The following is a 25,933-nucleotide window of genomic DNA, read 5'->3' on the forward strand; positions in this document are numbered from 1 at the left end:
AATCATGAAAAAGATATTTCTATTATTTACAGCAATTAGTTTCCTGTCTTCATGTGAGTTAGACAGAGAACCATTTGATTCTTATACACAAGACAAAATTCAGGAAGATAAAGAAGCTTCTATTGAAGTTTTACTAAACGGATGTTATGCACAGCTTAAAGGCTGGTCTGACGTTATGCACAGAGTTGGCGAATATCCTGGGGACAACATTATGATTAGAGGAACTTCTACTGATGCTTTTTATTCGTTTATTTCGTACCAGCATGTTACTAATAATGGTCGTCTGTCTGTTTTTTGGAATAACAGTTATAAAATAATCTCGCAATCAAGTGATTTAATTAAAATTATCAAAGAAGGAGAAAGCGACGCTGTAGACCAGCAATTAGGTGAAGCGTATTATTTGAGAGGTATGATTTACTTTTATTTAGGAAAAACATACGGAAGACCTTACGCACAATCTCCTGAAACCAATTTGGGTGTTCCGATTGTAAATGGTCTGCCTGCAGATTTAAACAATCTGACTTTACCAGATCGCTCAACTGTAAAAGATACATACGCACAAGCAATCAATGATTTGAAAAAAGCAGAAACTTTAATGAATGCGGATAAAACTGCCGCTTATGCAACGAAAGAAGCAGCTCAAGCAATGCTTTCTAGAATTTATTTATATATGAGCGGTACGTATCAAACGCCAAATCAAGAATATGCAACGCAGTCTATCGAATATTCAAATAAAGTAATTGCAAGTGGTCGTTACAGTTTATTAAGCCGTGCAAGCTTTATGAAATATAATACTTACGCTCCTGACGCTCCAGAACAAACAGAAACCATTTTTGCAGTAAAGCAAGTTGCTTCTGAATTCTCTGGCTTCGATCACTATTACGGAATTGGCGGTATGTATGCCAACATTCAAGGTCAAGGTTGGGGAGAAATGTATGCGAGTGCTGAGTATTTAGATTTGCTTAGAAAAGCTGGAGGAAAAAATGATGCACGCTGGGCTTTTATTGATCCGCAATATGCAACAGATGCAGCAGGAAATAAAACAGAGGCTTTCCGTTTTATCTATGATGTCTTTAACGCAGGAGGAACTCAAACGGGATACAACTACATGCAGCAACCTTTAAAACGTAATCCTGATGGTTCATTTTTCATAACGATCGGAACTACTAATTACAATTTGACAACTGTAAATGCTACCGAAAATCAGTATTCAATTGTATATGAAGGTAAAACTTACACTGGCGAAAAAGATTATATGATGCTTTTAAATCGTGTATATCCAATGTACTACATTACAAAATGTTCTCTTCAGGATAATGACTCGCACTTACACTCTCCTATCATTTCAAGATTGGCAGAAATGTACTTGAATCTTGCTGAAGCTTACGCTAAAAAAGGAGATTATAGCAATGCCTTAACCAATTTGAATAAGGTTCGCGAAAGAGCTATTGTTGGCGGAGGTTACACTTCTTTAAACAGTACAAATGCTGTACAAAGAATTGATGAAGAACGTCAATTGGAACTTGCGTTTGAAGCACATCGTGGTTATGATGTTTACAGAAACGGACAAACTATGACACGTCGTTATCCAGGTCCGCATTTGCCAATGAACGATGTTCCTGCAACAAGTTTACGAGTGGTACAATACATTCCGCAATCAGAAATTAATGCTTATCCGGGTACTTTGACCCAAAACCCATAATCGTTTTAGATTTGTTTATTGTTTTTAACAGCCTCTCTAGTTGTAAAAAATTAGAGAGGTTTAAAAAAAAAGTTAATCACTCAATACTTACTAATGAAAAATTTACTTTATCTAATTTTAGCTTTTTCACTTGTATCATTCTCTTGTACCGACCACAGCGAAAGTGGTTTAGAAAATAACGAAATAGAAAATCCTAAAACATCCATTTCTTTACCATTGGCAGGAAATGCATACAGTTCTAAACATCTAGAAGACAATAATACGATTACAGACAACGGCATTGAGAATTGGAAAAATACTGACGAAACCTTTACCGTTTATTTCAGAATTTTCAAACCGGGAACTTTTCAGATTTCTGTTGAAGAATCTGTTGAAGTTTACGGAAAATCAGAGCTTGAATTTTCGATTAATAATGAAGCTAAAAAAGTAACTTTCAATACTTCAAAGAAAGCAGTTGTAATTGGAAATTGGAAAATCAACCAGGAAGGTTATGTTGCACTGAAAATAAAAGGAATTAGTAAAAATGGTGATCGTTTTCCATCCATCAATAGATTAAAAATTTCCAGCGCTGATTACGACGGAAAAATCTCTTACGTTCCAAATAACGAAGGTAATTTTTATCATTGGGGGCGTCGCGGTCCATCTGTTCACTTAAACTATCCAGTTCCAGAAAACATAAATGCAGAATGGTTTTACAACGAGATTACTGTTCCTGAAAATGAAGATAAAATTGGTTCTTATTTTATGGCAAATGGTTTTGGAGAAGGTTATTTCGGAATTCAAGTAAATTCTGCAACCGAAAGAAGAGTTTTATTTTCTGTTTGGAGTCCGTTTAATACCGATGATCCAAACAGTATTCCTGAATCACACAAAATAAAAATGCTTAAAAAGGGTGAAAATGTTCATACCGGAGAATTTGGAAATGAGGGCTCTGGCGGACAAAGCTACTTAAAGTACAATTGGAAATCTGGCACGACCTATAAATTCCTGCTTAAAGGATCACCAAACGGAGATAATACAACAACCTATACCGCTTATTTTTTCGCTCCAGAATTAAATAAATGGATGCTGATTGCCAGTTTTAAACGCCCAGAAACGAATACTTATTTAAAAAGATTTCACTCGTTCTTAGAAAATTTTATTCCAGAACAAGGCGATTTATCTCGTAAAGTTTCATTCAACAATCAATGGATCTGCGATGAAAAAGGGAACTGGACAGAAATTAATACTGCACGATTTACCAATGACAATACAGGAGCTAAAGAATATCGTATGGATTTTGCTGGTGGAGCTGAAGAGGGCTCTTTCTATTTAAAAAATGGAGGTTTTTTTAATAATTATACAACACCAAAAACTAACTTTACAAGACCGATGGCCAATAAAAAGCCCGAAATAAATTTTAATAATTTACCGTAATACATTTTAAGATTAAGCTTAATTTTCTTTTCACCATTAAGTAATTAAGTAATTTAAGCCAAGCTTTATGAACTTAATTTCTTAATGGTAGAAAGACTCAAAAAATAAAAATTTCAGTATTTCCGATAGTATAAAAGCTATCAAAACATTTAAAACAAATTAACTATGAAAACCAGTAATTTAAAATTCATTTTGGCCGCATGCATTATGTTGTGGGGAACATTTGCATCGGCTCAAATGATAAAAACAAAAACTCCAGCACGCGCTAAAGGTCAAACCGATGTTTTAAGATTAGCTGCACCAGCGATTCCAACTGTTCGTGTTGCTTTTATCGGACTAGGTATGCGCGGTCCAGGAGCTGTAGAACGTATGACACATATTCCAGGTGTTGAAATTGTTGCATTATGCGACATGACACAAGAAAATACTTCAAAGTCAAATGAAATTTTAACTAAAGCTGGATTTCCAAAAGCACAGGAATTTTACGGAGACGAAAATGCTTGGAGAAAAGTAACCGCTTTACCAAACGTAGATTTGGTTTACGTGGCAACAGACTGGCTTCATCATGCTTCAATTGGTGTTCAGGCTATGAAGGACGGAAAACACGTTGCTATTGAAGTTCCAGGTGCTTTGACTATGAAAGAAATCTGGGAACTTATCGATACTTCTGAAAAAACTCGTAAACATTGCATGCAATTAGAAAACTGCGTTTACGATTTCTTCGAATTAACTACTTTAAACATGGCACAACAAGGCGTTTTTGGAGAAATTCTTCACGCTGAAGGTTCTTACATTCACGGTTTACAGCCTTTTTGGGGAGAATACTGGAACAACTGGAGAATGGATTACAACATCAAACACCGTGGAGATGTTTATGCCACTCACGGAATGGGACCAGCTTGTCAGGCTTTAAACATTCACCGTGGAGACAAAATGAATTTCTTGGTTTCTATGGATACAAAAGCGGTTGGAAATCCCGCTTACATCAAAGAAAAATCTGGAAAAGAAATAAAGGATTTTAGAAACGGAGATCATACAATGACCATGATTCGTACCGAAAATGGAAAAACAATCCAAATTCAGCATGACGTAACTTCTCCTCGTCCATATAGCAGAATGTACCAATTGAGCGGTACAAAAGGTTTTGCTAACAAATATCCATTAGAAGGTTATGCTTTAGACGGGAAAGAGTTAAGCGATGATGTAAAACCAAATCACGAAAAATTAAGCGCACACTCTTTTGTTCCTGCAGATGTTAAAAAAGCGTTGATGGAAAAATACAAACATCCAATTGCAAAAGGCATTGAAGAGCAAGCTAAAAAAGTCGGAGGTCACGGTGGTATGGATTTTATTATGGATTACCGATTAATCTACTGCCTTCAAAAAGGACTTCCTTTAGATATGGATGTCTATGATTTGGCAGAATGGTCTTGCCTTGGTCCGTTAACTGAAATTTCATTAGACAACAATTCTGCTCCTGTTGAAATACCAGATTTCACTCGAGGCGGATGGAATAAATTGAAAAAATTAGAGTTTTCAGAATAAATATTGGTTAGTTAAAGAAGACAAGAGGGCGACGTTAAAAATTGCTCTCTTGTCTGTTTTTAAACTATTTGTAAAATCAAAAGACAAGCATAAAAGGCATATTCTTTGAAAATATGTTTTTTTACAAAGCTCCGGAGGAGCAAAATATTTATAGTAAAGAATAGATGCATACAATTTAAAGCTCCAGCGGAGCGACATATTTTTAATCTAAAATTTATGTCGCTCCGCTGGAGCTTTTTCTCATTTGTCTTGTTTAAATTCTATAAATATTTTGCTCCTCCGGAGCTTACAAAAAGAGCTGTCTTTTTGAGACAGCTCCTTTTTTAATTATTAAAATAAAAAATTAATTCCAATTGAATGTAATTTTCTTTTCAATTTCACTACTTAAACTCAAAAATACTGGACAAGTCATTGCAGCACGTTCTAGAATAGTTCTGCTTTTTTCATCAGCTACGCCTTGCATTTCAAATATAATTTCGATTGCGCCAATTCTTCTTGGTTCTGCATTCATGATTTTTGTCACTGCTGCGGTAGAGCCAACGAAATCTACTTCTAAATCGCGGGCTTTGATTCCCATAATAGTCATCATACAGCTTGCCAAAGCATTTGCTACTGTATCTGTTGGAGAAAAAGCCTCGCCTTTTCCGTTATTATCTAATGGTGCATCAGAAATGATTTCGCTTCCTGATTGCACATGAATTGATTTTGTTCTTAAATCGCCTAAATAGGTTACTTTTGATGTCATTAATTTGCTACTTTTAAAGTTAAGTCACTATCGTAATACAAGATGTAAACACCTTTATTAGCGTGTCCGCCATCTTCTTTTCTATAATATTGAAATTTGTTATCTACTTGCTGTGTGGTCATCATGTCTGCCGTTTCTTGAAACGTTTTCCCTTGCACCAAACGCATCATGGTATCAAACGTTACGTCAAATCCTCTCGTTGCGTACGTTGTCGGATTTGCTTTGTTTTTCAAACGGTATTGTTTTTCAAAAATTAAAACCGATTGTTCGTCGCTTTCACGTGTTACAGAAGGATACATCAATTTCAATTTTACCAAATTATCAAAACTAATTTCGTCTGTATCTAATGTGCTGTTTGGTTCTAAAATCACCAACTGCACTTGACACGTTTTTTGAGAATCTATCATTGCTTTTATCGTCGCTTTAATCATGGCTGTGTTTCCAGTTTCCATGACCACATAATTCATGCGATTTGGTATCAGTAAGCTTTTTAAATTAGCCACATCCAAACCACCTGTTTCTGTTAAAGAAGCAAATGTTACCCCTCTCTGATTTTGTTTAATATAGTTGATAACCGATTCTTTTTTCTTATCTACAACGGCAACAATATTTCCGTTTTTAGAACGCATATAGTCAAACATTGTATTTCTGATTACATCATTTGCCGGTATTGATTGATATAAATTCTCTATCGGATTGGCAATATCTTTGGATAAAGGCGAGATAACAGGAACATTATACATTCTTAGCGTGTTGGCAGTTGCTTCAGCATTATTTTGATAGAATGGTCCAACTATAGCATCTGCATCCTGAAGTTTAGAAATCAAACCAGATACATTAGAGGTCGTTTTAGTTTCTTGAGAATCATAAATTGCAACATCAATTGGCAATTTTAATGTTTTAGCAGAATCGATTGCCATCATGGCACCAGCATAAAAATCTAAAGTCATGTTTAAGAACTTGTCATTTTTTATTCTGTTGCCTGTTCCAGTGGTATCACTTTGAATTTTAGACATATTGAATGGCAGCAATAAAACTACTTTTTTACGCTCATTTGCTCCTCTTTTTTTACTTAACTCTACAATTTCAGCATTACTATTATCGGTTGATTTTACTTTATCAACAATCTTAATTCCTCCTGCAGTCGTTTCAACAGATTTACTAACAGAAGAATCTGCTGGTTTTTCAGTTGGCACTTGAGCAGCAATAATTGGAGCTGGAGCCACATATCCAGTAGGAACTTTCAAAACCATTCCCTCTTTGACACCTTCAGAAAGTGACGGATTTAAAGCCACTAATTCATCTTGTGACAAATGAAAAACTCTTCCTAAACTATAAAAGGTTTCTTTTGGTTTTACTTGATAATCCATATAAGAAACTGCTTTTTTAGAAGTTTCAGCCGGTTTTTTACTTTCTGCAGCTTTAGCCACTTCTGATGGAATATTTTCAGTTTTTGGTGCAGTTCCTTTAATAGTCAATCTATAACCAACTGGAAGATTAGCTACAATATCAGGATTACGTTTTTCTAATTCCGCAACACTCATATCATATTGTTTTGCAATACCGAATTTTGTTTCTTTTGGCTGTACATCATGATACACATATTTCTCAGCGCCTTTTTCTTTTACAGGTTTCGAGCTGGCTTTAGGTGCAGATCCTTTAGCTGGAATGACTAATTTCTGTCCGATTTGAACACCTGTCTTTTCCAAAAACGGATTTGCTGCTTTTAAAGCTTCATCTGAAATTCCGTATTTTTTCTCAATGCTGTAAAACGTTTCTTTTGGCTGTACTTCATGAATAATTTCTTTGCCAGAAGCTACAACCGTTTTAGGTTTTACCGCTTCTTCTTTCTTGGTTTCTTCCTTTTTTGCATCAGCGTTTTTAGTCGGAATCAACAATACAGAATTTGGAGATATTCCCGTTCTCGCATCTGGATTTAATTGGTAAATATCATAAGGCGTTACCTTAAATTTTTGCGCAATCTGATTAATAGTTTCACCGCTCGAAACTTTATACTTCACTACTTTTTCTTGCGAAAATGCATTCGAAGTCATAAAAAATACAAGAGACAATAATGTTAAATAATATTTCATAATATGGCTTAAAACAATTTAATTTCTAATTCTAAAATAAGTTACAGTTTCACCAAAAGCAAAATTCGCGCCGTTTGTTTATTCTGGTAAATTTTACCTCAAATCGATTTCTGCTTTTGCAATAATAACATCTTTATATAACTCATATTCCTCTTTTTTCTTGCATTTATAAAGTACTTCTTCCATGTTTTCGAATTTATCACTGTAAACATAGTACGAAAGACTGTTAATATTAAAGAAAAAACTAGCGTTAAAATCGCCAGAATCAATGAGTTTCATAATAAACTTATCTCGCTCAACTGCGTCTGTAAATATACCCAAAACTAAGTAATACCCATTGGAAACTTCTCTAAGATTATCATAAACTTCTACTTTTACTGTTTTATCCGTTCTTAAAGGATTGTCTTTCAATTCTTGTTTCATTTCTTCTAAAGAAATTGTTTTTGAATTTTCATCTAAATTATTTTTTTGCTGTTTTTTAACTGCTGCATCCTGATATTTTTTCAATTTAATCAAAGCCAATTTGTCATCAAAATTTCTGGCTTCCATACTATAATAAGAAGCTTTACTGATATGTCTTTTTACTTCAATTTTTTTCTGAGTATCTAACGAATCAATCTTCGCGATCAAAAGCTGATTTTGAGCATCGCCCTGCTCCTGCTCTATTTTGAAACGTTTAATTTCTTCTAAAGACAGTCGTTGCTGCAAAGAAGTGGTATTGGTATTTTTCTCGCTTTCGCGGATTTTTTTCTTATACTCCTGATTTTCCTCAACTGCGATTTTTTCGACTTTATTCATCAAACCAGCATATACTTTTCTGTTCTCTGCTAATTCTTTTTTCAACTGCGAAGACAATTCGTTGGTTTTATTGATTCCTTCAGAAGATTGTTTTTCCAACCTTTTTGATTCTTCAACATTCAAAATATCCATCCGTTTTAATTCCTTCAAATCATTATTCATAGAATTGACCAACGAATCCAATTTCGTCATCAAAATATCTTGAACGTTTTTATTTGCTTCTAAAACCAAACGCAATTTTTCTACTGAATTCTCCTTAGATCCATTCATGTCATTCAGATTCACTTTTAAATCATTAATTTTTATAATTTTCTGATTCATTTGTTTCTGAACAACCAAACGGTCTTTTAAATCTTCCAATTCCATTGTTTTGGCTTTTGTTTTCTCCACCACAACTTGCTTTTCTGCCAAAGCAAGCATTAATTCTTCGCTTTCGTTTGCGGGTTTTATTACTGCGGTATTGATTGCTAATTTATTACCGACAATTAATCCGTTTACAATTTCTGGATTTTGAGATTCTAGTTGATCGATGGAAATTCCGTATTTCTTGGCAATAGAAAATTTAGTTTCTTTTGCTTCTACAACATGAAAAATAGTTTCTTGATTGATAACACGAACTCTTCCGTCTAACGTTTTTCTTTTGTTTGGAATTGAAATCGTTTGCCCAATCTGAAGTCCGTTTTGAAGTATTTCTTTGTTTAAATTCTCCAAATCTTGTACCGAAACATTATATTGTCTGGCAATACTAAATAGTGATTCTTTTGCAACAACTTGATGTGATGTTTTGGAAGAAATTGCAGTTTCTGTTTTATCTGAATTTTGAGGAATGATTAATTCTTGACCAATTTGAAGTCCGTTGCCAAGAATTGGATTTGCATTTTGAATGGCTTCTACAGAAACATGATATTGTTTGGATAATCCGAACAGTGTTTCTTTTGAAGCAACAACATGGATCTGTTGTTTTGAATTTGTTTTTTCTGAGTGAACAGGAATCTTTATAATCTGATTATCCTTGATTCCACTTTGTGATTCGGGGTTGAGTTTGTAAATCTCATCTATAGAAACCTTATACTTTTGGGCAATAAAATAAGCAGTTTCTCCTTTTTGAATCTTGTGCTCAATAATTGAATCTTGCGCAGTTATTTTGTTAAAAGACAAAACAAAGACAAGAGAAATTGTTAAAAGTTCTCTCATAAATAGTAGGTTATAAAAAATTAAGGCCTTACAAATGTAAGACCTTAATTTTAAAATATACTACTATTCCCACTCAATTGTTGCAGGTGGTTTTGAACTAATATCGTAAACAACACGATTCACACCTTTTACTTTATTAATGATATCGTTAGATACTTTCATCAAGAAATCGTAAGGTAGATGAACCCAGTCAGCAGTCATACCATCTGTTGATTCTACTGCTCTAAGCGCTACCACTTTTTCGTAAGTACGCTCATCACCCATAACACCAACACTATTTACAGGAAGCAAGATTGCTCCAGCCTGCCAAACTTTATCATATAATCCCCAAGATTTTAATCCATCGATAAATACAGCATCAACATCTTGTAAAATTTGCACTTTCTCTGGAGTAATATCTCCCAAAATTCTAATCGATAATCCTGGTCCTGGAAAAGGGTGTCTTCCTAATAATTCAGGATCTATTCCTAATGTAGCTCCAACTCGTCGCACTTCGTCTTTGAAAAGCATTCTAAGCGGTTCTACAATTTTTAATTTCATATAATCTGGCAATCCACCAACATTGTGGTGCGATTTAATTGTCGCAGATGGTCCTTTTACCGAAACAGATTCGATCACGTCTGGATAAATTGTTCCTTGCGCCAACCATTTTACGTCTTCTAATAAGTGTGACTCATCATCAAAAACTTCAATAAATACACGACCGATTGTTTTACGTTTGGTTTCTGGATCACTAATTCCTGCTAATTCGCCAAGAAAACGATCTCCAGCATCTACACCTTTTACGTTTAATCCCATTCCTTTGTATTGATCTAATACATTTTGGAATTCGTTTTTACGAAGTAAACCGTTATTTACAAAGATGCAATATAAATTCTGTCCGATTGCTTTGTTTAATAAAACTGCTGCTACAGTAGAATCTACTCCACCAGATAAACCTAGAACTACTTTGTCATTTCCTAATTTTTCTTTCAATTCTGCTACCATTTCGTCAACGAAAGCATTTGGAGTAAAGTTTTGAGGAACTTCAGCAATTTTTACCAAAAAGTTCTCCAGCATTTTTTTTCCATCTGTTGAATGGTAAACTTCTGGATGGTATTGAATTGCATAAGTAGTTTCGCCTTCAATTTTGTAAGCGGCATATTCTACATCATGCGTGCTTGCTAATTTTACAGCATTTGTTGGAAGTCCTTTGATACTATCGCTATGACTCATCCAAACTTGGCTGTTTTCTGAAACTCCTTCGAAGAAAGTTTCACCTTCTTTAATATAGGACAAGTTTGCTCTACCATATTCTCTGGTATTTGAAGCAGCTACTTCTCCACCGCTGAAATGTGCTAAATATTGAGCTCCGTAACAAACGGCAAGCAAAGGCATTTTACCTCTAATTTGCGATAAATCAGGATGTGGCGCATCTTCTCCTCTAACAGAGAAAGGGCTTCCTCCTAAAATTACGGCTTTATAACTTGATAAATCACTTGGAATGTGATTGTAAGGAAAAATTTCGCAGAATATATTTAATTCGCGAACTCTACGCGCAATAAGCTGAGTATATTGCGATCCGAAATCTAAAATAAGTACGTTATGTTGCATGCGCAAAAATACTTTTTATATTCGAAATTGAAAAATCGGAGCAGTGAAAAAAAAATATTTTTTTTTCACTGCAGGCTCTAAGATACTAAGTTGCTAAGGTTCTAAGCTTTTTTCTGACTCAAAAACAAAAAAACTTAGCATCTTAGAACCTTAGTTACTTAGTATCTTCGCAAAAAAATCCAAAAACTGAATTATTTCGTATTTAACAAAAAACCCAATTATAATTTAACTATGAAATCAAAATTTATTGCCCTGACTGTTATCATGTCTATTTTTTTAACGTCTTGTGACGCGGTTGATGATTTACTAAGTTTCAGTATTTCAAACGAAGCTTCTATTAAAATTAAAAGTTCTTCACCTATTAATCTGCCTTCGGAAATAATCACTCCAGAAGTTACAACCAATTCTTCGGCAGAATTTGAAAACAACAAAACAAAGGCAAGTTTAGTGAAAGATGTAAAAATCAGATCGCTGAAACTAACTATTGCAGATCCTTCTGATAAGACTTTTACTTTTTTAAAATCGGTTCACTTATATATTTCAACTAATAATTCTGATGAAATCGAATTGGCTTATCAAGACAATATCAATGTTACAACAAATACAATCGATTTGATTTGCACAGATAAAAAATTAGACCAATATATTAAAGCAGATAGTTATAAAATAAGAACTCAAGTAACATTAAAAGAAACTTTAACCAAAGATGTTACTGTAAAAGCAAACATGAAATTTAGAGTTACTGCGGATCCATTTTAATCTGAGGTGCTAAGTTTCTAAGATACTGAGGTTCTAAGATTTTATCTTGAGAAAAAAAAGAAGGCTCTGAAAATCAGAACCTTCTTTTTTTTTTGTTAATCCTTAAAGTTTAGAAAAAAACTTAGAACCTTAGAACCTCAGTATCTTAGCAACTTAAAAAATCACTCTTTCGTCACGACGATTGACGCCTTAAATCCAGCGGCGAGATTGTCCCAATAATCATTTGTAACCAATGCACCCTTATCATCATAGACTTGTATTTCGGCAGTGTTTCCACCAAGTGTACCGATATTTAAAGCTTCGAAATCTAATTTATTAAATCCTGGTTTAAGATCAATTTTTACCTGCTGAAAACTAGCATCTAATAAAATACGATCTCTAATTACAGCGTCGTTTGAAGACACTTTGACTAAATCGCCATCAATTGCTCCAAAATCACGAAATTTCACTATAAAGTATTCCGATTTGGTTTTAAAATCCCCAAGCGAAATATTTCTTTTAACTAATGTTCCTCTCCCTTCACGTAAACCTGCATCTTTTAAGGCTTTGTTTAAATCCTTTTCCATTTTTGCTACATAACGATCGCCAGGATTAGCAAAATCAGTTTCTGTAGACATGGTAAATTTGCTTTTTTCTTCTCCAATCTGAAATTTAGATTTTGGAGTTATCGTAGTATTTTCAAAAACATTCGGTGTCTTAATAGCTGGGATATCGCTTACATCTGCCTGCGGATCTTTGACTTCTGGAATTGGAGTCTTTTTAGGTTTTGCGCTAAATTTTGGTGCCGGAATAGCTTTGAATTTTGAGTTAAATTCGGCTTGGGCTGATACTGACATTGCAGTAAGAAACAATATGAATAATAAAATGTGCTTCATTGAAATAGTTTTATCGAATCGGCTTTTATAATTAATACAAAAATCAAAAGTCCAGCATCACAAAAATAGTATAATTTAATTAGGCTCGGCAACTTTAGGAGTTTTATAACAATAAATTAAGCTAATTTTTGGAATCAAAAAACCTGCCAAGATTTTTTACTTCGCAAAAAATAATATTCAATTTTTAAAATTCCAAATTCCAAAAATTCAGTTTTAAAAACTTTATTTTTAACATTAATATCAAATTCATCATTTTGATTATTAACAACTTATTCTTAACTTCAATACTTTATTTTACCATTTATAAAATCTCATAAAAATGGATTATATCGATTATTACAAAGTATTAGATGTTACTAAAGCTGCGACCGAAGCAGAAATCAAAAAAGCATACCGAAAACTGGCTAGAAAATACCATCCTGATTTGAATCCGAATGATAAAGAAGCGGAGAAAAAGTTTAAAGAAATAAACGAAGCAAACGAAGTTTTGAGCAATCCCGAAAATCGTAAAAAATATGATAAATACGGAAAAGACTGGAAACATGCCAACGAATTCGAAAAAGCAGGTTACGATCCGAATCAACAACAGAGCAGACAACAAAGCGGTTCACAATATTCGGGAGGTGATTTTTCTGGTTTTGGAGGCGGCGACTTTTCTGGAAGCGATTTTTCAGATTTTTTCAATTCGATGTATGGCGGCGGAAAAAGCAGATCACAGTCTAAATATCGAGGACAAGATTTTAATGCCGAACTCGAATTAGATCTCGCATCGGCTTACAACACTCACAAACAAAGCTTAACTGTTAACGGAAAAAATATCCGAATTACAATTCCGGCTGGGGTAGAAAACGGACAGATTATTAAAATTCCAAATCATGGCGGACCGGGCGTAAATGGCGGTCCAAACGGAGATTTATTTATCACTTTTTCTATCGCCAATACTTCAGATTTTAAACGTGAAGGCAATAATTTGTACGCAGATGCGCCTTTAGATTTATACACTGCGGTTTTAGGTGGAGAAACTTTCATCAATACTTTCGATGGAAAAGTAAAAATTAAAGTTCCCGCAGAAACTCAGCCTGGAACAAAGGTAAAATTGAAAGGAAAAGGCTTTCCTATTTATAAAAAAGAAAATCAATTTGGCGATTTGTATATCACTTATACTATCAAAATTCCAACAAAATTGTCAGACAAAGAAAAAGAATTATTTGAAGAATTAGCTAAACTAAGAAGCCATGAAAAATAAAAATCTAATCCATATAAAACAATTTTGTCTGTACCACGAAATTGAAAACACTTTTATAACAGAACTTTATAATTACGGACTTATTCATATTATTACAGAAGAAAATGATGAATACCTTGAACCGGAACAGATTCCTACAGTAGAAAAAATGATCCGAATGCATTATGATCTTAAAATCAACATGGAAGGAATTGATGCAATTTCAAATCTTTTGAATAAAATCGAGGCTTTACAAAAAAATTTAAATACGATACAAAATAAGCTTCGTCTTTACGAACAAAAAGAAAACGAATAACATTTTAATATCACAAAAAAGCTTGATTTCCGACTTGATTTCAAGCTTTTTTTAGCTTCTTTCAGAACCATAATTAGTAAATTGCGACCTATTAATCAACCTGAATTTGCTTTTAAAACACAACAAACAAATTCACAAATTATAAAAAATGAAAAGAGAAAACATCTTGACTGGATCTCCGTGGGAAGACAAAATGGGATATTGTCGTGCCGTAAGAATTGGAAATATCATTGAAGTTTCTGGAACTGTTGCTATCGTTGACGGTGACAAAGTAAAAGCAGATGACGCTTATGCTCAAACTTATAATATAATTGAACGTGTTGAAAAAGTTTTAGAAGATTTAAATGTTGGCATTAAAGATGTAATCAGAACTCGAATTTTTACGACTGATGTTTCTACTTTTGAAGAAGTGGCGAGAGCGCATGCTGCTTTCTTTAAAGATGTAAAACCAACAACAGGTTTTTATGGAATCAATCAATTAGTTGCGCCAGAATATTTGGTTGAAATTGAATTTACTGCTGTTGTTCAGTAATCTTTTTTTAGCCACGAATTTGCTTCGCCTGTTCGCTATCGCTCGGGTCACTAATTCGCACTAATTTTTTTCTTTTTGCCACTCCCGATAGCTATAGGGATAATGGATTTAAAATGATTATTTTTTCTTTTAATTCGTGAAAATTGGCGAAATTCGTGGCAAACTATTTTTAGAATTCATTAATGACTTTCCAAAATCCAAAACAATTCTTTCTTGATCTTCCTAAATGGATTCTTATCTGTGCCTTAATTGGTATTCTTTCTGGATCTGCTTCTGCATTTTTTTTAGTTTCTTTAGAATGGGTTACTCAATTTAGAATTCAGCACGATTGGATTATCTGGCTTTTGCCTTTCGGCGGATTTTTGGTTGGTTTGAGTTATTATTATTGGGGAGAATCTGTATCAAAAGGAAATAATTTACTTTTAGAAGAATATGAAAATCCTAAGAAAGTGATTCCTTTTAAAATGGCTCCTTTAGTTCTTTTAGGAACGTTACTTACACACTTATTTGGAGGATCTGCTGGCCGAGAAGGAACTGCAGTACAAATGGGCGGCGCAATTGCAGATCAATTCACCAGACTTTTCAAACTCGAAAACTCTGAACGTAAAATTTTAATTATTCTTGGAATCAGTGCAGGTTTTGCTTCTGTTTTCGGAACGCCTTTGGCAGGTGCCATTTTTGCTTTGGAAGTTTTATACTTCAGTAAAATCAATTTAAAAAGCATCTTAATTTCTTTTCTAGTGGCTTACGCAGCTTATTTTACAGTAGAATTCTGGGAAATAAAACATACACATTATAGCATTCCCGTAATTCCTGAAGTTAGTTTAAAAAATATCATTTTTACCATAATTGTTGGTATTCTTTCGGGTTTTGCTGCTTTATTATTTGCAAGAAGCACTCATTTTTGGGGTTCTCTTTTTTCAAAAAACATTAAATATCCACCGCTTCGTCCCGTTATTGGCGGCGTGGTTTTAGCTATTGCAATTGCTGGTTTTGGTTTTACAAAATTCTCAGGATTAGGAGTTCCTGTAATAGTTGAAGCTTTTTCAACTCCAAACGAATGGTACGATTTTTTGCTAAAAATACTATTTACAGGATTTACTTTAGGAGCTGGTTTTAAAGGTGGCGAAGTAACTCCATTATTTTTTGTTGGTGCTACTTTAGGAAGTGCTTTATCGACTGTAATTCCGATGCCAATTGCACTTTTAGCCGGAATCGGATTTGTTGCTGTTTTTTCTGGCGCAACCCACACTCCTATTGCCTGCACTATTATGGGAATGGAATTATTCGGAATTGCTCCTGGAATTTTTATTGCTATCGCCTGTACAATCGCTTATTTCTCTTCTGGTTCTGTTGGAATTTATAAATCTCAAATTGTAAAAGGCGCTAAATATAAATTATACCAGAGATTAAATCCCAATTTTTAAAATCCTAAATTCCAAACTAAACTGAGAACTGTGACTGAACACTAAAACCTGAACACTGAATACTGCCACTTGAATACTAAAATTATTTTCAGCATTACATTAAAAAAATGTAAATTCGCACACTATGAAAATACAAGACATTCAAGCGATTCAATTGTTACTCGCAAGCCCAAAGAAAATTGCCATTATTCCGCATAGAGGACCAGATGGTGACGCAATGGGATCAACATTAGGTTTGTACCATTTTTTAATTAAAAATAATCATCAGGCAACAGTAATTGCTCCTAATGATTTTCCTAATTTTTTAGCGTGGCTTCCAGGATCAGAAACCGTAAAAATCTTCGAAAAAGAAACTGAGATTTCTACACAGATTTTAGAAGAAGCCGATATTATTTTTACGCTTGATTTTAATGCTTTTCATCGCACTGGTGAAATGGAACATACTTTAGCGAAGCTGAAAGCAACTTTCATCATGATCGATCATCATCAAAAACCTGATGATTATGCCACTTACATGTATTCTGATACAGCTTATGGCTCTACTTGCGAAATGGTTTATAATTTCATCAATTTCTTAAATAAAAGAGAAGATATAGATAAAACTATCGCTACGTGTATTTATACTGGAATTTTAACCGATTCAGGTTCATTCCGTTTTCCTGGAACAACCGGAAACACTCACAGAATTATTGCAGAATTAATTGACTTAGGAGTTGAAAATACGCAGATTCCGGTATTGTTATTCGACAACAGTTCTTTCAGCAGATTACAGCTTTTAGGCCGTGCTTTGCAAAATATGAAGATCTTCGAGGAACATAAAACTTCTTATATGACGTTAACACAAGAGGAACTAGATTCTTTTAATTATGTTAAAGGTGATACAGAAGGAATTGTTAATTATGGATTAAGTATAAAAGATATTCTTTTTACTGCTATTTTTATCGAAAATAAAGACGAAGGAATTATCAAGATTTCTTTCCGTTCTCAAGGTGGTTTTGATGTGAATCAATTTGCGAGAGATCATTTTAATGGAGGCGGACACAGCAATGCAGCTGGTGGAAGATCAGAAATTTCGATGGAAGAAACAGTTCAAAAATTTGAAGATTTAGTAAAAAAACTAACCTTATAGCCCAATCAATGAATAACCTAAAATTGAGTATTTACAGTTTGCTTTTTGCTGCTTTATTAATCAGCTGTAAGCATCATGAAGAAGCCAGAAGACCTATTTCTAGCGCTTCAGGAACATTCATGAAAAAATCAGCAGATCGAAATAAAAAATTAGTGGCTAGCGAAGAAGACATCATTAAAAAAATAATTAAAACCAATCCGAAAGTAAAGTATTACGCTACTCCAAAAGGATATTGGTTTAATTATGAAGAACGAAATACTACTGAAACTGCTGCGCCGAGAAAAGGAGATATTGCATACTTCAACATGGAAGTAAAAGATCTTGAAGGCAAAATTATTTATTCTGAATCTGACCTTGGTCCGCAAACTTATTATGTAGACAAACAAGATATCATGATGGGGCTTCGTGATGGAATTAAAAGAATGCACAAAAATGAAACGGTAACTTTTTTATTTCCTTCACACATGGCTTACGGTTATCATGGAGACAATAAAAAAATCGGAACAAACGAACCTTTAATGGTAACTGTCACATTGAGAAATTTTGTTCCAGATCCAGCAGCTCAAACTGCGGCAGCACAAGCTCCAAAAACAACAACACCAAAACCTGCAGCTTCAAAACCAGTTGCACCAGCTAAAAAAGACACATTAACTCCATAAAAAACAATATCTTAAAATGAAAAAGATTATTTTATTATTACTAATAGCCGTTAGCTCATTTTATTCTTGTAAAGACGATCACAGTAATTTACCAGATGGTTTATATGCCGATATCGAAACAAACAAAGGTCATATCATTGTAGAACTTGACTATAAAAAAGCTCCTATTACAGTTGCAAACTTTGTTACTTTAGCTGAAGGCAAAAGTGAATTTGTAACACACGAAAATCTAAAAAAGAAGCCTTTTTTTGATGGTTTAAAATTCCACAGAGTTATTGAAAATTTCATGATTCAAACTGGTGATCCTTTAGGAACAGGTTCTGGAGATACAGGCTATAAATTTAAAGATGAATTTTCCGATCTAAAATTTGATAAAGCTGGAGTTTTAGCAATGGCTAATAACGGACCTGGAACAAACAGTAGCCAATTTTTTATCACACACGTTGAAACTCCTTGGTTAGACAATAAACATACTATCTTCGGACACGTCGTGGATGCAAAAACACAAGAAGTAGTAAATAAAGTAGTTCAAGGCGATAATATTGTTGCTGTAACCATCATCAGAAACGGTGAAGCAGCAAAGAAATTTGACGCTGTAAAAGTATTCCACGATTATTTTGCTGACATTTCAAAAGAGCAGTTAAAAGCAGCAGCAGTTCAAAAAGAAAAAGTGGCTTCTTATGCTGCTTTAAAAGCAACAGCAACTAAAACAACAAGCGGTTTAGCATTTGCAATTACTGAAAAAGGTTCTGGTAAAAAACCTGCAGCAGGAAGTCAAATATATGTTCACTACGCTGGTTTTCTTGAAGATGGAACTTTATTTGATACAAGTATAGAAGATGTCGCAAAACAATTCGGAAAATTTGATGCTGCAAGAGCAGCACAAAATGGATATCAACCAATTCCTTTTAAAGTTGGAAGCAAAGAAGGTTTAATTCCAGGTTTTATTGAAGGAATTGAGCAACTTTCATTAGGAGACAAAGCAGTTATTTTCATTCCATCTCATTTGGCTTATGGAGAAACTGGAGCTGGAGGAGTAATTCCGCCAAATGCAAATATCATTTTTGAAATCCAAATTACAGAGAAACCATAAAAAGTAACTCACAGACTTAAATATCAAAGTAATGAAGTTTAAATTCTTATTTTTATTTTGCTTGGCAATAGTAAATATTCAAGCACAAACTAAAAAACCTGCAGCTAAACCTGCGGCAAAAGCAAAAACGACGACGACGGCAAAACCTGCAGCAAAACCAAATCCAGGAGACGGAATTTTTGCAACAATTTCTACTACCAAAGGAGATATTGTTCTTTCTTTAGAATATGTAAAAGCTCCTGTAACTGTGGCAAATTTCATCTCTTTAGCTGAAGGGAAAAATCCTTTTGTGAAAGCAGAAAAACTGAAAGGAAAGCCATTTTATGATGGTTTAAAATTCCACAGAGTCATCAACGATTTTATGATTCAAGGAGGTGATCCAGACGGAAATGGTTCTGGAGGTCCAGGATATTCTTTTAAAGACGAATTTGTTCCAGAATTGAAATTTGAAAAAGGCGGCGTTTTAGCCATGGCAAATTCTGGCCCTGCAACAAACGGAAGCCAATTTTTTATTACGCACAAAGATACTCCTTGGTTAAATGGGAAACATACTATTTTTGGACATGTAGTTTCTGGTATGGACAATGTGAATAAAATTGTTCAGGATGATATTATTACTAAAATTACAATTACTCGCAAAGGAGCTGCCGCTAAAAAATTTGATGCAGTAAAAGTTTTCAATGACGAGATGAAAAAAGGAGAATTGCAAAAAGAAGAAGCTAAAAAAGTCGTAGCAACTAAACAAGCTTACTTCGCAGCAACAAAAGCAAAAGCCACTACAACTGCATCTGGTTTAAAGTATGTTATTACAAAAAAAGGAACTGGAATTAAAGGCGCTGAAGGATCAAATATTTATTTCCATTATGCAGGATACTTTGAAGACGGTAATTTATTTGACAGTAGTATGGCAAGCGTAGCGAAAACTTATGGAAAGTATGATGCAAACCGAGATGCTCAAGGCGGTTACAAAGCTTTTCCTTTTGAAGTTGGTAAAAAAGACGGTATGATTCCTGGTTTTATTGAAGCTCTTGATATGATGACAGACGGAGAAAAAGCAATCTTCTTCCTTCCTTCTAATTTAGCTTATGGAGAAAAAGGTGCCGGAGGAGTTATTCCACCAAATGCTACTTTGATTTTTGAAATCGAAACCTATCAAAATCAGCCTAATTAATTAAATAAGAGAATATTTATTCTTTATTCATAAAAAACCATCAGAATTATTTTTGATGGTTTTTTCTTTTTATATGAAGTTCTACTTTTTAAAGAATTCTTATTTCAAGACTTTAAAAATCAGCTTTATTGCCATTAAATCATTATTCTCAACATAGTGCTATAAAATCCTAAACAAAATAGCTTACCTTTGCCGGCTTGAATTTTTAAAATTAGATAAATTATGATGTCTCAAAACAATGTATTAAAAGGTGTTTTTCTGGTTGCTTTAGGTGCAACAACATACGGAATGTTGGCCACTTTTGTAAAAATGGCTTACTGTGAAGGATACACTACTGCAGAAGTTACAACCTCTCAATTTATCTACGGAATTACTGGTATTCTTTTAATTAATCTTTTTCAGAGAATTAAAAATAAAAATCAGGCGGTTAAAGCGACTCCTAAAAACATCTTTAGTTTAATGCTTGCTGGAACTTCTTTAGGAATGACCAGTTTATTTTATTATCTGGCTGTAAAATACATTCCTGTTTCTATTGGAATCGTTTTATTGATGCAAACTGTTTGGATGGGGGTTTTACTCGAAATGATTTTAGAAAAAAAATTACCTTCTAAACAAAAAGTAATTGCTGTTTTTATTGTTCTTTTCGGAACTGTTCTAGCAACAAACCTAATTAATAGTGACATCAAATTAGACTGGAGAGGTTTAGCTTGGGGAATTATGGCTGCTGCGTCTTTTACCACAACAATGTTTACTGCAAATCGTGTGGCAACTGAGATTTCGTCTGCCCAAAGAAGTCTTTATATGCTTTTAGGAGGATCAATTATAGTTTTTTCTTTTGCATTTGTTACTCAAGTTACTCCTTTTAATCTTGAAATTTTCTTAAAATGGGGAATTGTATTGTCATTGTTCGGAACTATAATTCCGCCAATGTTAATGAATATAGGTTTTCCTCTTACAGGAATTGGATTAGGAAGCATTGTTTCTGCTCTAGAATTGCCTGTTTCTGTAATGATGGCTTATATTTTATTAAACGAGAAAGTAATCTTTTCTCAATGGGTTGGTATCGTATTAATTATTCTTGCCATAATTATTATGAATGTAAATTTTAAGTCAAAAAAATAGTTCAAAATAAGCATTTTAAAAAAAAGCACTTCTGTAATGCAATAATTGTTAATTTTTTTATAAATTCGTGATAAACAATACAATATCATGACTTTACCTTGGCATTTATATTTAATGGCGTTTTTATATATTCTTGCTGGTATTAATCATTTTAGAAAACCTGGAATGTACATTAGAATCATTCCGCCAGTATTTAAAAACCCAGAATTAATAAATATTTTGAGTGGAGCTGCTGAAATAATTTTAGGTCTGCTCCTTATTTTACCTGCCACAACAACTTTCGCCGCCTGGGGAATTATAGTCTTACTTATCGCTATTTTTCCTGCAAATATCTACATGTTTCAAAATAAAAAAGCAGGTTTTGGTTTACCAAGATGGATTTTATTTGTACGTTTGCCCTTACAAATTATTTTGATTTATTGGGCATCCCAATATATATTCTAACATTAACCATTAATTAAATTATTTTATTATGAAAAAATTATTTGCTGAGTTCTTCGGAACTTATTGGCTTGTTTTTGGGGGCTGCGGAAGTGCCATATTTGCTGCAGGTTATCCGGAATTAGGAATCGGATTTGCAGGTGTTGCCCTTGCATTTGGTTTAACAGTAGTGGCTATGGCTTATGCTGTTGGACACATTTCTGGTGGACATTTTAATCCTGCGGTTTCTTTTGGATTATGGGCAGGAGGAAAATTCCCGATTAAAGATCTTATTCCGTACATAATAGCTCAATGTATTGGAGCTATAGCCGCAGCTGGTACATTATATACTATTGCTTCTGGAAAAGCTGGTTTCGTAATTGACAACACTAAAGCTGGAGCATTTGCTTCAAATGGTTTTGGAGCATTTTCTCCAGACGGCTATTCTTTACAGGCTGCATTTATTGCAGAATTTGTTCTCACCCTGCTATTTATTTTAATCATTCTTGGTTCAACAGACAAATTTGCTAATAGTAATTTTTGCGGTATTGCAATTGGTTTAACATTGACTGTGATCCATTTAGTTAGTATTCCAATTACAAATACTTCTGTAAATCCAGCGAGATCACTTTCTCAGGCAGTTTTTACAGGAGGCGAACCATTATCTCAGGTCTGGCTTTTCTGGGCAGCTCCAATTTTGGGTGCCATCGCAGGAGGATTTATTTATAAAAATCTATTGCATCGAGAGGGTGAACCCGAAAAAATAGTATTATAAAAATTAGGTCATAATAATTATAAATTAACCCATAATTTTATTTCGAAAGAGAAAATCAGATATATTTATATTTGATTTTCTCTTTTTCGTTGGAAAAAATCGACAAGAAAACGGTATTTCAACTCAAATATTTATATTATGAACGAAATTATTTCTTACTTCAGCACGATTCCATCTTCACACAGAAGCCTTATTCTTGTTGGCGGAATTACGATTTTCTGGTTAATAGAAAATTCTTTTCCTCTATTCAGAATGCAGTATAAAAAATGGCCTCACGCTGGAATAAATTTCTTCTTTACTTTCACCACAATTGTTGTCAATTTTATTTTGGCTTTCATTTTAATAAAAACAGCAAGCTGGACAACAGAAAATCATTTTGGAATTTTACAATGGCTGCCTGCAATGCCTGTTTGGCTTTACACCATAATTGGTCTATCACTATTGGATTTAATTGGTGCTTATCTCGCACATTTCGTTCAGCATAAATTCAAATATCTATGGCAATTTCATTTAGTGCATCATACCGATACATGGATCGACACTACAACTGCCAATAGACACCATCCTGGCGAAAGCGTTATTCGATTTATTTTTACCACTTTAGGCGTTTTAATTGTTGGCTCTCCAATGTGGATGGTTTTCTTATATCAATCCTTATCCGTTGTTGCTTCGCAATTCAATCATGCCAATATTTCGTTGCCGACAAAACTGGATATCTTTCTAAGTTATTTCATCGTTTCTCCTAACATGCATAAAGTACATCATCATTATGTCCTGCCTTATACAGATAGCAATTATGGGAATATATTTTCGGTTTGGGACAGACTTTTCGGAACTTTTACCTATTTACCAAAAGATCAATTGATATATGGCGTTGATACACACATGAAGCCAGAAGAAAACAATAGGCTGAAGAATCTGTTAAAAATTCCATTTGAAAAATCACGATCCTTCAAAAACAGTTAAAAACATTAAAAAAAATATACTCTACCGAAACAACTTATTATTTTTTTTTTTAATATTGATACATAAATTGAGAATCAATCTATTAATAATTAACACCCTATTTTGAATTAATTTTCACGTGATGAAAAAGAGTAGCCGCAAAGAATTGACTTGGGAGCAAACTGAAAAACTTGTTTCGTTAGCTTTAGAAGAAAAAAATCCATTTGAAATTATAAAAAAAGAATTTGGATTAGCAGAAAAAGAAGTTCTGGAAATCATGAAAAAGAAGATGCCTCTTGAAAAATTTGAGATGTGGAAAAAGAAGGCAATCGCAAACAAACCAAAACCAAAACCAGTAAAAATAGATGATTTTGATGAAGATTTGGATGGAAAATACTATATAAAAAATAAACTAGACTAAACTTTTAAGCTCCTGTTTTCAGGAGTTTTTTTTATTTTAAATTTATTGTTATTTTTTAGTAACTTTTCGATAATTTTTGTGACAAATACTATTAACTAAATATATACAAATGAAAAAAATACTTTACACCTTAGCTCTAGCGGTTACATTTTGGAGCTGTAAAACAGGAAGCACTGGTGCCGCAAAAAGCAATACGGTAGAAGTTAATATCAATCTAACCGACGTTAAAGACGATAAAGTACTGGTAACGGTAACGCCACCAGCAATTAAAACTGATGAAATTGTTTATAGTATTCCGAAAACAGTTCCTGGAACTTATTCTACAGATAATTACGGAAAATATGCTGAAGATTTTAAAGCATTTGATGCTAAAGGAACTGCATTGACTGTAAAAAGATTAGACGACAACTCTTGGTCAATTTCTAATGCTAAGACCTTAAAGAAAATTACTTATTTAGTAAACGATACTTTTGATACTGAAAAAGGAACTGGATTTGGCAATGACGATGTTTTTTCTCCAGCAGGAACTAACATTGATGCAGGCAAAAACTTCATGTTAAATACTCATGGATTTGTTGGATATTTTCAAGATAAACTAGACGTCCCTTACAAAGTTACCATTACTCATCCTGAAACACTATGGGGCGCAACTTCTATGACTGATGAAGATGCTAGTAACACTTCAGATGTATTTTCAACTTCTCGTTATGCCATTTTAGTAGAAAATCCAATTATGTATGCCAAACCAGATTACACTACTTTTAATGTAAATGGAATGGATATTTTGATTGCTGTTTATTCTCCAACCGGAAAATTTACTGCAGAAAGCATAACGCCAGAAATGAAAACCATGATGACGGCGCAGAAAAACTTTTTAGGAAAAGTAAATTCTACTAAAAAATATACTGTTTTATTGTACTTATCAAGCATGGCAAAAGATGATGCTCACGGCTTCGGAGCTTTAGAACATCCTACTGCTACAACGGTAGTTTTACCAGAATCAATGCCAAAAGAAAAATTGGTAGAATCTATGAAAGATGTTGTTTCGCATGAATTCTTCCACATTGTTACGCCATTGACCATTCACTCAAAAGAAATTCAGTTCTTTGATTATAATGCTCCAAAAATGTCTGAGCATTTATGGATGTATGAAGGTGTAACAGAATATTTTGCTAATCTTTTCCAAATCAATCAAGGTTTGATTGATGAAGCTGAATTTTACACTCGTATTGCAGATAAAATAGATCAAGCAAAAGGATTAGACGATACCATGTCATTTACTTTAATGAGTAAAAATGTACTAGAGCAACCTTATAAAGATCAATATTTAAATGTGTATCAGAAAGGAGCTTTAATCGGTATGTGTATTGATATTATCATTAGAGAAAAAAGTAATGGAGAAAGAGGTATCTTGGATTTAATGCACAAATTATCTGATGAATATGGTGTTGAAAAACCATTTAACGATAACGAATTGTTTGCTAAAATTACATCATTAACATATCCTGAAGTTGGAGAATTCTTAAACAAATATGTAGCGGGAACGACTCCAATTCCTTACGATTTTTATTTAGCTAAAGTTGGTGTTACAAAAGCTACAGAGAAAAAACCTGGAAATCCTTTCATAAAAGGTCAAACTCCAAATGTTACGATCGATAAAGCAACAAAAGAAATTACTGTTCGCCCTGAGTCAGAATCAATTGAATTCTTTAAAAGCCTTAACTTAAAAGGTGGCGATAAAATTTTAACGGTAAACAGCAAATCATACAATTTAGATAACATTTATGATTTGATTACAGAAAGTGAAAACTGGAAAGAAAACGATCCAATTACACTGAAAATAAAACGTGGTACTAAAGAAGAAACAATTAAAGGAACTGTAAAATTACCATACGAAGAAGCAGAAACTTTTAAAGCAACTGATGCTTCAAAAGACAAACTTAAAAATGCATGGTTAAAAGGATAATTTCTTTTAAAC

Annotated in this window: 23 protein-coding genes; 18 read left to right on the forward strand and 5 right to left on the reverse strand. The window is 33.6% G+C overall.

Features of this window, described 5'->3' with window-relative positions; translation table 11 throughout:
* Positions 1 to 4: 4 nt before the first annotated feature.
* The 3 genes from LL966_RS08775 to LL966_RS08785 all read left to right on the forward strand — a co-directional run bounded on the left by LL966_RS08775 (position 5) and on the right by LL966_RS08785 (position 4,663).
* Positions 5 to 1,702: a RagB/SusD family nutrient uptake outer membrane protein gene (locus tag LL966_RS08775; protein WP_229352488.1), complete on the forward strand. Its 1,698-nt coding sequence runs from the start codon at positions 5 to 7 to the stop codon at positions 1,700 to 1,702.
* 93 nt (positions 1,703 to 1,795) lie between these two features.
* Entirely contained in the window at positions 1,796 to 3,118 is a 1,323-nt protein-coding gene (locus tag LL966_RS08780) for a DUF3472 domain-containing protein (protein WP_229352489.1), read from the forward strand.
* 207 nt (positions 3,119 to 3,325) lie between these two features.
* Complete coding sequence (locus LL966_RS08785; RefSeq protein ID WP_229352917.1) at positions 3,326 to 4,663, forward strand: Gfo/Idh/MocA family protein; 1,338 nt, start codon at positions 3,326 to 3,328, stop codon at positions 4,661 to 4,663.
* 343 nt (positions 4,664 to 5,006) lie between these two features.
* Here LL966_RS08785 and LL966_RS08790 read toward each other — a convergent pair whose 3' ends face one another.
* The 4 genes from LL966_RS08790 to guaA all read right to left on the reverse strand — a co-directional run bounded on the left by LL966_RS08790 (position 5,007) and on the right by guaA (position 11,086).
* Positions 5,007 to 5,408 (reverse strand): OsmC family protein, encoded by a 402-nt coding sequence (locus LL966_RS08790; protein WP_229352490.1) that lies wholly within the window; start codon positions 5,406 to 5,408, stop codon positions 5,007 to 5,009.
* Positions 5,408 to 7,501, reverse strand: a complete 2,094-nt coding sequence (locus tag LL966_RS08795) for a PBP1 and LysM peptidoglycan-binding domain-containing protein (protein ID WP_229352492.1) — start codon at positions 7,499 to 7,501, stop codon at positions 5,408 to 5,410. Before LL966_RS08795 ends, LL966_RS08790 begins: the two co-directional genes overlap by 1 nt.
* 93 nt (positions 7,502 to 7,594) lie before the next feature.
* Positions 7,595 to 9,493 (reverse strand): muramidase family protein, encoded by a 1,899-nt coding sequence (locus LL966_RS08800; RefSeq protein ID WP_229352493.1) that lies wholly within the window; start codon positions 9,491 to 9,493, stop codon positions 7,595 to 7,597.
* A gap of 63 nt (positions 9,494 to 9,556) precedes the next feature.
* Positions 9,557 to 11,086, reverse strand: coding sequence for a glutamine-hydrolyzing GMP synthase (guaA, locus tag LL966_RS08805; RefSeq protein WP_229352495.1), 1,530 nt, complete (start codon positions 11,084 to 11,086; stop codon positions 9,557 to 9,559).
* A 231-nt stretch (positions 11,087 to 11,317) separates the two neighbouring features.
* Here guaA and LL966_RS08810 point away from each other — a divergent pair, with 231 nt between their 5' ends.
* Positions 11,318 to 11,845 (forward strand): hypothetical protein, encoded by a 528-nt coding sequence (locus tag LL966_RS08810; RefSeq protein ID WP_229352497.1) that lies wholly within the window; start codon positions 11,318 to 11,320, stop codon positions 11,843 to 11,845.
* 161 nt (positions 11,846 to 12,006) lie between these two features.
* Here LL966_RS08810 and LL966_RS08815 read toward each other — a convergent pair whose 3' ends face one another.
* Positions 12,007 to 12,720 (reverse strand): hypothetical protein, encoded by a 714-nt coding sequence (locus LL966_RS08815; RefSeq protein WP_229352499.1) that lies wholly within the window; start codon positions 12,718 to 12,720, stop codon positions 12,007 to 12,009.
* 319 nt (positions 12,721 to 13,039) lie between these two features.
* On the opposite strand from LL966_RS08815, the gene LL966_RS08820 reads away from it, so the two are divergent.
* The 14 genes from LL966_RS08820 (at position 13,040) to LL966_RS08885 (ending at position 25,921) form a co-directional block, all read left to right on the forward strand.
* Positions 13,040 to 13,966, forward strand: a complete 927-nt coding sequence (locus LL966_RS08820) for a DnaJ C-terminal domain-containing protein (RefSeq protein WP_229352501.1) — start codon at positions 13,040 to 13,042, stop codon at positions 13,964 to 13,966.
* Complete coding sequence (locus LL966_RS08825) at positions 13,956 to 14,261, forward strand: chaperone modulator CbpM (RefSeq protein ID WP_229352503.1); 306 nt, start codon at positions 13,956 to 13,958, stop codon at positions 14,259 to 14,261. Before LL966_RS08820 ends, LL966_RS08825 begins: the two co-directional genes overlap by 11 nt.
* A gap of 148 nt (positions 14,262 to 14,409) precedes the next feature.
* Positions 14,410 to 14,793 (forward strand): RidA family protein, encoded by a 384-nt coding sequence (locus tag LL966_RS08830; protein ID WP_184164127.1) that lies wholly within the window; start codon positions 14,410 to 14,412, stop codon positions 14,791 to 14,793.
* A gap of 182 nt (positions 14,794 to 14,975) precedes the next feature.
* The gene (locus LL966_RS08835; protein WP_229352505.1) at positions 14,976 to 16,220 is read left to right on the forward strand and encodes a voltage-gated chloride channel family protein; all 1,245 of its coding nucleotides are present in this window, start codon (positions 14,976 to 14,978) and stop codon (positions 16,218 to 16,220) included.
* Between the two features lie 124 nt (positions 16,221 to 16,344).
* A complete protein-coding gene (locus tag LL966_RS08840) occupies positions 16,345 to 17,349 on the forward strand; it encodes a DHH family phosphoesterase (RefSeq protein ID WP_229352506.1) in 1,005 nt (334 codons plus the stop codon).
* 8 nt (positions 17,350 to 17,357) lie between these two features.
* Positions 17,358 to 18,008: a gliding motility-associated peptidyl-prolyl isomerase GldI gene (gene gldI, locus LL966_RS08845; protein WP_229352510.1), complete on the forward strand. Its 651-nt coding sequence runs from the start codon at positions 17,358 to 17,360 to the stop codon at positions 18,006 to 18,008.
* Between the two features lie 16 nt (positions 18,009 to 18,024).
* A complete protein-coding gene (locus tag LL966_RS08850; protein ID WP_229352511.1) occupies positions 18,025 to 19,101 on the forward strand; it encodes a peptidylprolyl isomerase in 1,077 nt (358 codons plus the stop codon).
* A gap of 31 nt (positions 19,102 to 19,132) precedes the next feature.
* Complete coding sequence (locus tag LL966_RS08855; RefSeq protein ID WP_229352512.1) at positions 19,133 to 20,272, forward strand: peptidylprolyl isomerase; 1,140 nt, start codon at positions 19,133 to 19,135, stop codon at positions 20,270 to 20,272.
* A 225-nt stretch (positions 20,273 to 20,497) separates the two neighbouring features.
* Positions 20,498 to 21,394: an EamA family transporter gene (locus LL966_RS08860; protein ID WP_229352918.1), complete on the forward strand. Its 897-nt coding sequence runs from the start codon at positions 20,498 to 20,500 to the stop codon at positions 21,392 to 21,394.
* Positions 21,395 to 21,481: 87 nt separating this feature from the next.
* On the forward strand, positions 21,482 to 21,838 hold the full coding sequence (locus tag LL966_RS08865; RefSeq protein ID WP_229352513.1) for a DoxX family protein: 357 nt from the start codon (positions 21,482 to 21,484) through the stop codon (positions 21,836 to 21,838).
* 28 nt (positions 21,839 to 21,866) lie between these two features.
* Complete coding sequence (gene aqpZ, locus LL966_RS08870) at positions 21,867 to 22,589, forward strand: aquaporin Z (protein WP_229352514.1); 723 nt, start codon at positions 21,867 to 21,869, stop codon at positions 22,587 to 22,589.
* Positions 22,590 to 22,727: 138 nt separating this feature from the next.
* Positions 22,728 to 23,555 (forward strand): sterol desaturase family protein, encoded by an 828-nt coding sequence (locus LL966_RS08875; protein ID WP_229352516.1) that lies wholly within the window; start codon positions 22,728 to 22,730, stop codon positions 23,553 to 23,555.
* 121 nt (positions 23,556 to 23,676) lie between these two features.
* Positions 23,677 to 23,955 carry a DUF2805 domain-containing protein gene (locus LL966_RS08880; protein ID WP_229352517.1) on the forward strand — a complete coding sequence of 93 codons (279 nt, stop codon included), beginning with the start codon at positions 23,677 to 23,679 and terminating at the stop codon, positions 23,953 to 23,955.
* Positions 23,956 to 24,064: 109 nt separating this feature from the next.
* On the forward strand, positions 24,065 to 25,921 hold the full coding sequence (locus LL966_RS08885) for a M61 family metallopeptidase (protein ID WP_229352520.1): 1,857 nt from the start codon (positions 24,065 to 24,067) through the stop codon (positions 25,919 to 25,921).
* The last annotated feature ends 12 nt before the right edge of the window (positions 25,922 to 25,933 follow it).

It is taken from the genome of Flavobacterium chungbukense (assembly GCF_020805785.1).
GTDB lineage: Bacteria > Bacteroidota > Bacteroidia > Flavobacteriales > Flavobacteriaceae > Flavobacterium > Flavobacterium chungbukense.